Genomic DNA, 12005 nt, shown 5'->3' with positions numbered 1-12005 from the left:
CACACCTTACAACCTCAACATTGGTTGAGGTCAAGGCATTCCGGATTCGAGGAAGGTTCGGAAAGCCCGTTCAGGTTACCAGCAGCCAGAGGGCGACACCAACGCCGTAGATCAGCACCACCGCCCGCAGGCGACTCGGGCTCAGCCGCCGGGCAACGCGCACGCCGAGATAGCCTCCGGTCCAACTGGCCACGGCCATCAGCGCCGCCACCGGCCAGACGACGGGCCCGAACAGGGCAAAGTACAGAGCGGACACTCCATTGATGACCACGCTGAGCAGGCCCTTCAGCGCGTTCAGCCGCTGCATGTTGTCCCGTAGGAAAATCCCGAGGAAGGCAAGGATGAGGATCCCGAGCCCGGCAGTGAAATAGGCTCCATAGATGGACGCCAGCAACTGCGCGCCGATCACACCCGCGGAGCGCTCGCCGCTGGCGTCGTCCCCCTGGCGGCGTAGCACCCAGAGCGCCAGCCGCTCCTGCACCGCCAGGAGCGCGCAAGCGAACAGGATCAGGAACGGCACGATCTGGTCGAAGAGCCGGGCCGGGCTGGCCAGGAGGAGCACCGACCCGATCAACGACCCGACAACCGAGGTGATTCCGAGCAGGACGATGCGGTCCCGCTGGCCCTCCAGCTCGCGGCGGTAGGCCAGCGACCCGCCGATGGTGCCGGGCCAGACCGCGACGGTGTTGGTCACGTTCGCGGTGATGCTCGGGTAGCCCACCGCCAGCAGCGCCGGGAAGGAGATCAGTGATCCGCCACCGGCGACGGCGTTGATCCCACCGCCGATGAAGCCGGCGCTGCCGAGCAACGCCGCCTCCCCCAGCGTCACCATGTGGCGACCATACTCATGTCATCCCCCGCCTCACCAACCCTCGCCCGACATGACCGCACCGGGACGCGGGACACCCTGGCATTGTCCACTGCGCACCGCTGAGTGTCCACAGCCCGCCACGCAGCGCCACGTGCCGGAAGGGGCGTACGTATAGGGCTTCAGCGGAGAGCCGCAGCGTCTCTTTACTTGACACCTTACGGCGTCCGGTGTAGGATACTGATGATTACGGGCGCCCCGCCGGTTCCGAGAGGCACAGGCCATCATGAAAGTATCGACGCGTGGCGAATACGGAATGCGGGCGATGGTGTCGCTAGCCCGAATGTACGGCCAGGGGCCGGTGCCGCTGGCCGCCATCGCATCCGATTCCGCCGTGCCGGCAGCATATCTCGAACAGTTGATGGGGCCGCTTCGCCGGGCGGGCCTGGTGACGAGCACGCGCGGTGCACATGGCGGCTACGAACTGGCGCGTCCACCCGCCGAAGTTCGCGTCGGCGAGGTCTACCGGGTCATGGAAGGTCCCATCGCCCCCATGGCTTGTGTCAGCGAAGACAGTGGCGACGAGGACCTCTGCCCCATCATCGACGGCTGCGCCACCCGCGCAGTTTGGATCAAGGTCCGCGACAGCATCGCCGCCGCGCTCGACTCGACGACCCTGGCCGACCTGCTGGATCAGCACGCCGCGGCGGCACGCTGACGCCCATGACCGGCGGGCTGTCGATGGCGCCTACACCCACTCAACTCCCTGCATGCTCGCAACACATCACTTAGAGGAGGGGTCCGTGAACCAGACGGACATCTATCTCGATCACGCTGCAACCACGCCGCTGGACCCTGCGGTCCTGGAGGCCATGATGCCGTATCTCACCACGCGGTTCGGCAACCCCTCCAGCATCTACGCCGCTGGCCGGGACGCCCGCGCCGGGCTCGACTGGGCTCGGGCCAGCATCGCCAAGATCCTCAACTGCCAGGCGCGTGAGATCGTCTTCACCAGCGGCGCAACCGAGGCGGACAACCTTGCCGTCAAGGGTGTCGCCTGGAAGCACCGGCTCCAGCACCCCGACCGCCCCGGCCACATCGTCACCACCGCGTTTGAGCACCACGCCGTGCTCCACAGCGTCGAGTACCTGGAGAAGTTCGGGTTCGAGGCGACATACGTCCGGCCCGGGCCCGACGGCATCGTCCGGGTCGAAGACATCGCCGAGGCCATCCGCGACGACACTATCCTGATCTCGGTCATGTACGCCAACAACGAGATCGGGACCATTCAGCCGATCTCGGAGATCGGGAAGCTGGCCCGCGAGCGCGGCATCCCGTTCCACACCGACGCGGTGCAGGCAGCCGGCTGGCTCCCGCTCGACGTCCAGGCGCTCAACGTGGATCTCATGTCGCTGTCGGCCCACAAGTTCTACGGGCCGAAGGGTGTCGGCCTCCTCTACGTCCGCCGCCAGACCCCGATTCTCTGGCAGCAGAGCGGCGGCGCCCAGGAGAACAACCATCGCGCCGGGACCGAGAACGTGGCAGGGATTTACGGCATGGCGGTCGCCCTCCAGCGCGCCGTGCAGGAGCAAGAGGCGCGCACGGCCCATGTCCAGGCACTGCGGGACCGGCTGATCGACGCGCTGCTCACCCGCATCCCCGGCACCCGGCTCAACGGAGACCGGGAGTTGCGCCTGCCCAACAACGTCAACGTCTCGTTCGAGGGCGTCGAAGGGGAGACCGTGCTCCTCAACCTCGACATGCACGGCATCGCCGCCTCCAGCGGTTCGGCCTGCACCACCGGCTCGACCGAGCCGAGCCACGTGCTCACGGCGATCGGACTGCCCCCGGCGCTCGCCACCAGCAGCATCCGGCTCACCCTCGGCAAGGACAACACCGCCGAGGAGATCGACCGCGCCGTCGAGGTGCTGGCCGACACGGTCGCCCGCCTGCGCAAGATGGCCGTCGTTTCGGCCGACTGAGCCGCCAGCGGCTCGCAGGAGCGCCCGCACCGTGCCGGCTCACGTTTGGGACATGACCGGAGCCGACACGATGCGGGCGTTTTAGTACCCACACGATTGGACACACATGTACCAGCGAGACTACCTGCTCCGCCTGATCGCCCAGATGACGGAGGTCCTCGCCGTCGTGCTGCGGCTGAGGCGGCGCGGGGAACCGGAGCAGGCGCAGGCACTGATCGATCAGACCATGGGGCGCCTCGTCGGACTCCATCTCGCCGACGCCGATAGCCTCGACGCCGAGCAGATCGCCAGCCTCCTCCGCGTCGTCAAGGCCGATCACCCCGGCCCGCCAACGGTCGCCGAGCAACTGACCGTGATCGCGACCCTCCTGCATGAGTCTGCGGACCTGCGGACGACCGACTGGGCCTTCGAGCGGGAGTACGCCCGCCGCGTCAAGGCGCTCATGCTGTACCTGATCGTGCTCCACGATGAGGAGCCGGACTCGGCCCAGGCGATCGAAGGGGTCGACACCGTGCTCCGTGCGCTGGACGGCTACGAGTTGCCGGGAAGGGTGCGCGACGAGCTGTGGCAGCACTTCGCGCGGCGCGGGCAGTACGCCCGGGCGGAGGACTGGTTGTTCACGCTGGTCGACGACCCGGAGGCGCCGGATGACATCCTCGAACGCGGGATGGTCTTCTATATGCGACTATGTGAGCTAAGTGACGCAGACCTGGAGGCCGGGAATCTCCCCCGGGACGAGGTTGACACCGGCCTGGCCGAGCTGCGAGCCATCGCGGCTCGGGCCATGCCCGGCAAGGGCGAGGCAGAAGGAGGTGACGCATGAGCCCAAACCGGCTGGAGGGGAAGGTCGCGATCGTGACCGGTGCCGCGAAGGGCATCGGCAAGGGGATCGCGCGCGTGCTGGCGGCGGAGGGCGCCAAGGTCGTTATCGCGGATGTCGATGAGGCCCGAGGGATGGCGACGGCGGAGGAACTCCGGCAGGCCGGGCAGGAGGTTGACTTCATCCGCACCGACGTCACGAAGCGGTCGGACGCCGAGGCGATGGCGAGCTTCGCGGTGAGCCGTTTCGGCGGGCTCCACATCCTCTGCGCCAACGCCGGGATCTTCCCGTCGGCTCGGATCGAAGACATGACCGAGGCCGACTGGGACCTGGTGCACAACATCAACCTCAAGGGCACCTTCTTCACCGTCCAGGCTTGCCTGCCCCACATGCGGCAGCAGCGCTACGGGAAGATCGTCGTCACCTCTTCGATCACCGGGCCGGTCACCGGATTCCCTGGCTGGGCTCACTACGGGGCCAGCAAGGCGGGCCAGATGGGGTTCATTCGGACGCTGGCCATCGAGGTCGCGCGCGACAACATCACGGTCAACGCCGTGCAGCCCGGCAACATCCGCACCGAGGGCATGGAGGATGTCGGGGAGGAATACATCCGCCAGGCCGAGGCCGTCATCCCGATGGGGCGGCTGGGCACCCCGGAGGATGTCGCCTACGCCGTGCTCTTCCTGGCCAGCGACGAGTCGAACTACATCACCGGCCATGCCATCGTCGTGGACGGCGGCCAGATCCTGCCGGAGTCACCGATGGCCCTCTCCTGAGGGGCGCGGGCATCGCACGGTGCTTGGCCCGGGCGCGTTGGGGAGCTCATCCCTCGTCCTCGGGCCCTGGCAGGTCGTCGGGGGGAGGTGGTAGTTCGGCGAGGCTGCCGAGGCCGAAGAAGCGCAGGAACTCGGTGGTGGTGCCGTACTGGATCGGGTTGCCCGGCGCCTGGAGCCGGCCGACCGGCTCGATCAGGCCGCGCGCGAGCAGGGTCTGAAGCACGCCGCTGGAATCGACGCCGCGGATGGTATCAATCTCGCCGCGCGTGATAGGCTGACGATAGGCCACGAGCGCCAGCGTCTCCAGCGCCGCCTGCGACAGGCGCACCGTCCGCTCCAGGCCGAGGAAGCGCTGCACCTGCCGCGCATAGCGCGGCGACGACACGACCTGCACTTGATCCTCGCCGCACCACTGCACCATCAGCCCGACGGCGTCCAGGCGCGCGGCCAGCTCCTCGAGTGCAGCCCGCGCCTCGGCCAGGGTACATCCCACGTGCTGGGCCAGCACCGCCACCGGCACCGGGTCGCTCGCTACGAAGAGCAACGCGCCAAGCGCGGCGGCCCGCTCCTCTTCCGCCACCTGTTCGAGCGGCAACTGGAAGGGCTGAACCGAGGGTTCAGTCATCGGCCGCCTCCGCCGCACTGTCGAGCCGCCAGACCTCGATCTCGCCGAAGAGCGTGGACTGGGTCGCGTCGACGACCCGCTGGCGCAGCAGCGAGAGCAGCGCGATGAAGCCCACGAGGTACTCCCCCCGGCTCGGCGAGTCGCCGAGCAGCGCGCTGAACCGGCTTCGGTCGCGGAGGCGCGACAGCAGGCGGCTCGTCATCTGCGCCAGCGTGATGATCGGCGTAGGGCGGTACGGGCGCGGTGCCGGGCGGACGCGTCCGAAGCAACGGCGCAGCGCGCGGAGCAGCGACGGCAGCGGCACCGGTGCCAGGTGCTCGGTCACGGGGAGGCCATCCAGCCGCGCGGGAGGACGCGCAAAGGCACGCAGCCCGCTCCGCTCCCGCACCTGCAGATGCCCTGCCGCAGCTTTCACGGCCTGGTAGACCCGGAGCTGGCGCGTCAGATCGTCCGGCTCCGGCTCCTCCACCTCCTGCGGCGGCGCCGGGAGGAGCGAGCGCGACTTGAGCGCCAGCAGCCGCGACGCGACAGCCGTGAACTCAGCCAGCAACTCGGGCGGGGTATCCGACAGCGCCGCGACGTAGGCGAGGAACTGGTCGGTCACTGCCACCAGCGACACGTCGGTGATGTCGAGCTGGTTCCGCTCGATCAGGCGCAGCAAGACGTCCAGCGGCCCCTCGAAGGTGGGCAGCCGGAGCTGGCAGTCGGCAAGTCGCAAGGGCGGCGCGACCGTCACCCCCACCCTTCCATCCCTTCATCCGCCGCCTGGAGCAAGCGCAAGCCAGGATCCTCCACGGCCTCGGCGTGGTGGTGCGCGATGAGCCAGCACACCCGCTCGTTGCAGCCGGCCTGGCGCGCCTGTTCCGCCCCCAGGCGCGCGTGCTCCCGGGCAAGGTACAGCCCGTGCCGCCAGCGATCGCGGCCAGGGCGCGCCAATGCCGCAAGCAGCCCGGGCGCGAAGCGGCCCAGCAGCACTGCCGCGACGCGCTGCGACACACCGGTGCGCGCCCGCTCGTCCGCCTTGCCCACGTCGTGCAGCAGCGCCGCCAGCAAGACGTCACAATCCTGGCAGCCCTGAGCAACCAGGCGCCGGTAGACCCCCAGCAGGTGCGCACGGTCGGCACGGCTCAGGCGCGCCAGCAGCGCCCACTGCTCCGGGGTCACGAGTCGCCGCAACTCGCGATCCACCGCCCCGCGGCGCGGGCGGATGTAGGCGAAGAACTGCACGACCCGCTGGACCGGTCGCGCCGCCGCGCCGGCCGGGAGCGGTCCACCACCCAGCCCCATACGACACATGGCTAGATCGGCACAGGGCCGGCGATCAGCGACCTGAGGAGGCCGTAGACCGGTGCGTACATCGATACCAGGATCGGTTGGCCGATCCGCCCGATCATGATCAGCCCCAGCAGGATCAGGACACCGTACCGCTCCAGCGGCGCAAGGTAGGGGTACCAGAAGTCGGGCAAGAGCCCGGTCAGGATCTTGTGGCCGTCGAGCGGCGGGATCGGGATCAGGTTGAACGACGCCAGCAGGATGTTGACGAAGACCATTCGGTTCAGGAAGACCTCGGCCGCGTACGGCAGGTCCGCCTGCCCGAAGCGGAGCGGGATGATGAACAGCGTCGCCAGCACGATATTCGACGCCGGCCCGGCCAGTGCCGTCAGCGCCACGCCCCGCTGCCGGCCGCGCAGGCGCGCAGGGTTGATCGGGACCGGACGGCCCCAGCCGATGCCGAAGCCGGCGACGGCGATCAGCATCATGCCGAGGAACCCGATCGGGTCGAAGTGCGCGATCGGGTTCAACGTGATCCTGCCCTGACGCTGGGCGGTATCGTCGCCGAGCATCAGGGCAGACCACGCATGGCAGAACTCGTGCACGGTCGTCGCGATCACGAACGCGAGCATCGTCATGATGATAACGGTCGCGTCCGGTCGCGCGCCGGGAAAGCCGATCACGAGTGGAGCCGCTCGATCCTAGCGCTAGGCCCCCGAGTTCGGATAGAGGTGGCAGGCCACGAAGTGCCCACCGCCCTGATCCACGAACCGGGGCTCGATCGTCCGGCACACATCCATCGCGTACGGGCAGCGCGTGTGGAAGTGGCAGCCGGACGGCGGGTTGATCGGGCTCGGCACGTCGCCGGTCAGGATGATCCGCTCGCGCTTCTTCTCCACGACCGGGTCCGGGATCGGCACCGCCGACAGTAGCGCCTTGGTGTACGGGTGCAGCGGGTCCTCGTAGAGCGCGTTGCGGTCCGCCAGCTCCACGATCTTCCCGAGGTACATCACGGCCACCCGGTCCGAGATGTGCCGCACCACGCTCAGGTCGTGGGCGATGAAGAGGTACGTGAGCTGGAATTGCTCCTGCAGATCCTCCAGCAGGTTGATGATCTGCGCCTGGATCGACACGTCGAGTGCCGACACCGGCTCATCGGCCACGATGAACTCCGGGTTCGCCGCCAGCGCCCGGGCCACGCCGATACGCTGCCGCTGACCGCCCGAGAACTCGTGCGGGTAGCGGTTGGCGAAGTACGGGTTCAGACCGACCGTCTCCAGCAGCTCCTGGACCCGCTCGTTCCGCTGGTTCTTCGGCACCAGGTTGTGGATCTGCATCGGCTCGCTGATGATGCTGCCGACCGTCATGCGCGGGTTGAGCGACGCATACGGATCCTGGAAGATCATCTGGAGATAGCGCCGCATCTTGCGCATCTGGCCGGCGTCGAGCTTCGTCAGATCCTGGCCCTTGAAGAGAACCTGGCCGGCAGTCGGCTTGTAGAGCTGCAGGATAGCCCGGCCGGTGGTGCTCTTACCGCACCCCGACTCGCCCACCAGCCCCAGGGTCTCGCCCTTGCGGACCTGGAACGTGACGCCATCAACCGCCTGGACCGCGCCAACCTTCCGCTGGAAGATGATGCCGCGGGTCAGCGGGAAATGCATATAGAGGTCGCGCACGTCGAGCAGGATTTCGCCCTGCTTGACCTCGCCGTTGCTTGTCACCTGCTCCGTCGCCATCGCCTATGCCCTCGGCCCTTCCTTGCTGACTTCCTCCCAGTACCAGCAGGCTGATCGATGCCGCTCATTCACGTCAAGCAGCGGCGGATTCTTCTGCTCACACTTCTCACGCGCATAGTCGCAGCGAGGGAGGAACGGGCACATGTCCGGCAGGTCAATGAGGTCCGGCGGCAGACCGCGGATCGGCTGGAGCTTCTCCTTGACCTGCGCGTCCAGGCGCGGGATCGAGTTCAGCAGGCCAACCGTGTACGGGTGCCGCGGGTTGGCGAACAGCTCCTCCGTCGGTGCCGTCTCGACGATGTGCCCGGCATACATGACCTGGATGCGATCCGTCATGCCGGCCACGACCCCCAGGTCGTGGGTAATCATCATCAACGCGGTGTTGTGCTCCTGCTGCAGGTTCCGCATCAGGTCGAGAATCTGGGCCTGAATCGTCACGTCGAGCGCGGTGGTCGGCTCGTCGGCGATCAGCATCCGTGGGTTGCAGGAGAGGGCCATCGCGATCATCACGCGCTGGCGCATACCGCCCGAGAACTGGTGCGGGTACTGGTCCACCCGCTCCTCGGCGTTGGGGATACCCACCATCTTCAGCAACTCGATGCTGCGCTGGCGTGCCTGGCTGCGGCTCATCCCCAGGTGCAGCTCGAGTGCCTCGCTGATCTGGCGGTTGATCGTCAGCACCGGGTTGAGCGACGTCATCGGGTCCTGGAAGATCATGGCGATCTTATTGCCCCGAATCGAGCGGACCTCTTCGTCGCTCATCTTGAGGATGTCTTCACCCTCAAACAGGATCTCGCCACTGACGATCTTGCCGGGTGGCGATGGGATCAAGCGCATGATCGACATGGCGGTAATGCTCTTACCGCAGCCGCTCTCACCCACCACTCCCAGCGTCTCCCCGGGCATGATGTGGAAGGACACGTCATCGACGGCCTTCACCACACCATCCTGTGTGAAGAACTGGGTTCGCAGGTTCCTCACCTCGAGCAGCGGTTCCATTGCCTCTCCTTCACCTCTCCGCCTGCCGCCGCCACACCGTCACCCGCTCGGCAACCGCGGTGCATTCGCGCTCAACGGCTCCGCTCGCGCGGTTTCCGCGCGAGTTGAGTGCCGATTCCCAACCAGTTTCGAGGTACGGATGCTGAAGCTGCCATCTGCGTCATCGGCAGTGTAGCACGGGCGCCGCAGGTGGTCAAACCTCCCGCTGCCGGCAAATGATATACCGATCTCGATCATTCGCCTACGACCGGAACCCACTGCGCGATATCCGCACGATTGCGCACCAGGATAACGGTAATCTCGCTGCCCTGCAAGCGCTCCGATCGCGCCACCAGTACATGGGGGAACGCGAGCGGCAGGACCGGCAGATCCTGCATCACGTGCTCCTGCATCTGCGCGTAGAGCTCCGCACGCTCCGCCCGGTCAGTGGCCTCAAGTGCCTGCTGCAGCAGCGCATCCACCTCGGCGCTCGCATAGTGCCCGATATTCAGTCCATCGAAAAAGGAGTCCGAGGACCATAGCATACTCTGATCCGGGTCAACCGGCCAGCGGTAGCCCAGGAGCACCGCGTCAAAGTCGCCCTCGCGGACCACGCGCTGCCGTACCGTGCTCCAGGTCTCGAACTGCGGCTCGACCGCGATCCCCAGCGCCTGCCAGCTCCGGATCAGCCACTCCGCCACCTGCCGCCGCCGGGGATTGTCGCCGTTGGTCGTGAGCGTGAAGCGGAGCGGCACGCCGTCCTTCACGCGGACCCCATCCGGCCCGGGCACCCAGCCCGCCTCGTCGAGCAGTCGCCGGGCGGCGTCGAGGTCCGCCCGGTAGACCGTTTCGCTGGTGCGATACGCCCACGAGGCCGGTGGCAGCGTCCCGTCCGCTACGTCTGCGTGGCCTTGCCAGAATTCGGCCACCGCGGCCTCGCGGTCGAGCGCCAGCATCAGCGCCTGCCGCACGCGCGGGTCGCTGAAGAGCGTGCTCTTGGCCGGGTCGAGCTGGAGCGCGACGTAGGTCATATCGAAGCTCGGCAGCCGCTCGATCACCACCCCATCGATCTGCTCCGCCTCAGCCACCATCGCCGGGTCCAGCTCCGCCCAGTCGATCATGCCCTCCCGGAGCGCGGCGAGCAGATCCTCCGGCGAGCCAAGGACCTGGTACACGTACTCCTCGGTCGCCAACGGCCCGCCGTGGTAGCCGGCGTGGCGGCGGAAGAGTATCCGGTCGCCGCGGATCCACTGTTGCAGGCTGAACGGCCCGGTACCGACCGCTGTGCTCAGGCCGAAGGGGCTTGTGACCAGCTCCTCAGGCAGCACACCCGCGAGCGCATGCTGCGGGACGATCCCCAGGGTGGCCAGCGTCGTAAGGAAGGAAGCATCGGCGTGGACCAGGTGGAACTCGACCGTGGCGGAGTCAAGCGCCCGCACCTGACGCACGCGCTCCACAAGGCGCGAGTAGCGCGGCGACCGCACCCGGTCGTTCATCATTGCCTCGTAGGTGAAGACCACATCCCGCGCCGAGAATGGCTGTCCGTCGTGCCAGACGACACCCTCACGCAGGTGGAAGGTATAGGTCAGCCCGTCCTCGGAGACGTCCCACGACTCGGCGAGATCGGGCCGCGGCTCGGCGCTGACCGGGTCGACCGCCACCAGCCCACTGAACACCAGGGAACTGAGCGCCTCGGAGAGCGGGTCGGCGACGAAGAGGGGGTTGAGCGTGCGCGGCTCGGTCAGGCCACCTTCGACGATGCGCCCGCCCTTCACGCTGGGAGTCGACGGGATGGGGGTCGCCGGGCTACCCGCTTGTTCGGCGCCCGGCGTGGCCCACGCGGTGGGCGCCGCGGTGGGCGACGGGGCACCGCGGCCGAACGGCGAGCAGGCCGTGAGCGCCAGCACCAGCGCCAACAGCGCCGCAAGCCGGCCGACGCGGGTTGTCCCGTCCCCCACCATCCGGGACTGCGCACTCCCCCCAGCGATAGCAACTACTCGATCGGCACCCGCGTCAGGTAGTGGCGGTAGGGCGAATCACCCCCGCGCACCAGCGTGAAGAAGATGTCCTGCAGCTTCTCGGTGATCGGCCCACGTTGGCCGTCCCCGATGGGCCGACCGTCGATGGAGCCAACCGCCGCGATCTGAACGCCGGTGCCGCACAAGAACGCCTCGTCCGCGATGTACAGCTCACTGCGGTCGATCGAGCGCTCCTCGACCGGGATGCCCGCATCGCGCGCGAACTCAACGATGCTGCGGCGGGTGATGCCTTCCAGGATGTCGGACGTGACCGGCGAGGTGACCAGCGTCCCGTTGCGCACGATGAAGAGGTTGGCCCCGCTCGCCTCGGCGACCTCGCCGTGCTCGTTCAGCATGAGCGCGTCGTCGTAGCCGGCCTCGGCCGCCTGGTCCTTGGCGAGGGCGGAGTTGATGTAACCGCCGGTGACCTTGCCCCGGCTCGGGATGATGTTGTCCTCGATGCGCTGCCAGGAGGAGACCATCAGGCGCACCGGCTTGCTCAGGTCGAGGTAGTCGTCGAGCGGGATCATGTACACGGCCAGCTCGTCCTTGAGCCCGGTGAGCCGCGGCACCAACTGCAGGCTGGCCTTGTAGATGAAGGGGCGGATGTAGACGTTGTGGCGCGGCGCGTTGCGCCGGACCAGGTCGGTGATGATGCCGCACACGTCATCGGCGCTGTACGGCAGTTCCGCCCGCAGGAGCCGGCCGGAGTGAAGCAGGCGCTGGACGTGGTCCGAGAGCCGGAAGATGTTGATCGTCCGGCCGTCATTGTCGAGGTAGCCGCGGATCCCGCCGAAGGCGCCGGTCCCGTACTGCAGGGCGTGGGTCGCAATGCTGACCTTGGCCTGATCCGATGGGACAAACTCCCCCTCAAAGAACGCGTACTGTAGGAGCGGTGACGTCGTCATCTCACCACGCTTCCCTTCCGGGCCCGAAGGGCGGGCCGGTGCCGAGTGGCCGTCGATCCACCTCGCGCCACTTGCTTGCGCG

Annotated in this window: 13 protein-coding genes; 4 read left to right on the top strand and 9 right to left on the bottom strand. The window is 67.8% G+C overall.

From position 1 onward, the window contains the following. Positions 1-70 precede the first annotated feature (70 nt). Positions 71-832: a sulfite exporter TauE/SafE family protein gene (locus STHE_RS01955; protein ID WP_012870884.1), complete on the bottom strand. Its 762-nt coding sequence runs from the start codon at positions 830-832 to the stop codon at positions 71-73. 262 nt (positions 833-1094) lie between these two features. On the opposite strand from STHE_RS01955, the gene STHE_RS01950 reads away from it, so the two are divergent. From STHE_RS01950 to fabG, 4 genes are all read left to right on the top strand, one after another. Continuing rightward, positions 1095-1526 carry an RrF2 family transcriptional regulator gene (locus STHE_RS01950; protein WP_012870883.1) on the top strand — a complete coding sequence of 144 codons (432 nt, stop codon included), beginning with the start codon at positions 1095-1097 and terminating at the stop codon, positions 1524-1526. A gap of 85 nt (positions 1527-1611) precedes the next feature. Then, positions 1612-2790, top strand: coding sequence for a cysteine desulfurase family protein (locus tag STHE_RS01945; RefSeq protein WP_012870882.1), 1179 nt, complete (start codon positions 1612-1614; stop codon positions 2788-2790). A gap of 106 nt (positions 2791-2896) precedes the next feature. After that, positions 2897-3613 carry a DUF6483 family protein gene (locus tag STHE_RS01940; RefSeq protein WP_012870881.1) on the top strand — a complete coding sequence of 239 codons (717 nt, stop codon included), beginning with the start codon at positions 2897-2899 and terminating at the stop codon, positions 3611-3613. Next, entirely contained in the window at positions 3610-4386 is a 777-nt protein-coding gene (gene fabG, locus STHE_RS01935; RefSeq protein ID WP_012870880.1) for a 3-oxoacyl-ACP reductase FabG, read from the top strand. The genes STHE_RS01940 and fabG overlap by 4 nt, the downstream gene beginning before the upstream one ends. A gap of 46 nt (positions 4387-4432) precedes the next feature. Here fabG and scpB read toward each other — a convergent pair whose 3' ends face one another. From scpB to STHE_RS01895, 8 genes are all read right to left on the bottom strand, one after another. Beyond that, positions 4433-5011, bottom strand: coding sequence for an SMC-Scp complex subunit ScpB (gene scpB / locus STHE_RS01930; RefSeq protein ID WP_012870879.1), 579 nt, complete (start codon positions 5009-5011; stop codon positions 4433-4435). Then, a complete protein-coding gene (locus tag STHE_RS01925) occupies positions 5004-5753 on the bottom strand; it encodes a segregation and condensation protein A (RefSeq protein ID WP_148219875.1) in 750 nt (249 codons plus the stop codon). Before STHE_RS01925 ends, scpB begins: the two co-directional genes overlap by 8 nt. Continuing rightward, positions 5744-6307, bottom strand: a complete 564-nt coding sequence (locus STHE_RS17680; protein ID WP_012870877.1) for an HDIG domain-containing metalloprotein — start codon at positions 6305-6307, stop codon at positions 5744-5746. Before STHE_RS17680 ends, STHE_RS01925 begins: the two co-directional genes overlap by 10 nt. A 2-nt stretch (positions 6308-6309) precedes the next feature. Further along, entirely contained in the window at positions 6310-6966 is a 657-nt protein-coding gene (locus tag STHE_RS01915) for a site-2 protease family protein (RefSeq protein WP_012870876.1), read from the bottom strand. A 24-nt stretch (positions 6967-6990) separates the two neighbouring features. Further along, positions 6991-8019 carry an ABC transporter ATP-binding protein gene (locus STHE_RS01910; protein ID WP_012870875.1) on the bottom strand — a complete coding sequence of 343 codons (1029 nt, stop codon included), beginning with the start codon at positions 8017-8019 and terminating at the stop codon, positions 6991-6993. A gap of 3 nt (positions 8020-8022) precedes the next feature. Next, complete coding sequence (locus STHE_RS01905) at positions 8023-9018, bottom strand: ABC transporter ATP-binding protein (protein WP_012870874.1); 996 nt, start codon at positions 9016-9018, stop codon at positions 8023-8025. A 233-nt stretch (positions 9019-9251) separates the two neighbouring features. Further along, a complete protein-coding gene (locus tag STHE_RS01900) occupies positions 9252-10958 on the bottom strand; it encodes an ABC transporter substrate-binding protein (RefSeq protein WP_012870873.1) in 1707 nt (568 codons plus the stop codon). Between the two features lie 32 nt (positions 10959-10990). After that, positions 10991-11923: a branched-chain amino acid transaminase gene (locus tag STHE_RS01895; protein ID WP_012870872.1), complete on the bottom strand. Its 933-nt coding sequence runs from the start codon at positions 11921-11923 to the stop codon at positions 10991-10993. Positions 11924-12005: the final 82 nt, after the last annotated feature.

The sequence above is a fragment of the Sphaerobacter thermophilus DSM 20745 genome, from assembly GCF_000024985.1.
GTDB classification, from domain to species: Bacteria; Chloroflexota; Chloroflexia; order Thermomicrobiales; family Thermomicrobiaceae; genus Sphaerobacter; species Sphaerobacter thermophilus.
This window is presented reverse-complemented; position numbering and strand designations above follow the sequence as displayed.

Bases quoted from the DNA above. Each gene is read 5' to 3' on its own strand.
- STHE_RS01955 (WP_012870884.1), bottom strand. From the start codon at position 832: ATGGTGACGCTGGGGGAGGCGGCGTTGCTCGGCAGCGCCGGCTTCATC.
- STHE_RS01950 (WP_012870883.1), top strand. From the start codon at position 1,095: ATGAAAGTATCGACGCGTGGCGAATACGGAATGCGGGCGATGGTGTCG.
- STHE_RS01940 (WP_012870881.1), top strand. From the start codon at position 2,897: ATGTACCAGCGAGACTACCTGCTCCGCCTGATCGCCCAGATGACGGAG.
- fabG (WP_012870880.1), top strand. From the start codon at position 3,610: ATGAGCCCAAACCGGCTGGAGGGGAAGGTCGCGATCGTGACCGGTGCC.
- scpB (WP_012870879.1), bottom strand. From the start codon at position 5,011: ATGACTGAACCCTCGGTTCAGCCCTTCCAGTTGCCGCTCGAACAGGTG.
- STHE_RS17680 (WP_012870877.1), bottom strand. From the start codon at position 6,307: ATGTGTCGTATGGGGCTGGGTGGTGGACCGCTCCCGGCCGGCGCGGCG.
- STHE_RS01910 (WP_012870875.1), bottom strand. From the start codon at position 8,019: ATGGCGACGGAGCAGGTGACAAGCAACGGCGAGGTCAAGCAGGGCGAA.
- STHE_RS01905 (WP_012870874.1), bottom strand. From the start codon at position 9,018: ATGGAACCGCTGCTCGAGGTGAGGAACCTGCGAACCCAGTTCTTCACA.
- STHE_RS01900 (WP_012870873.1), bottom strand. From the start codon at position 10,958: ATGGTGGGGGACGGGACAACCCGCGTCGGCCGGCTTGCGGCGCTGTTG.
- STHE_RS01895 (WP_012870872.1), bottom strand. From the start codon at position 11,923: ATGACGACGTCACCGCTCCTACAGTACGCGTTCTTTGAGGGGGAGTTT.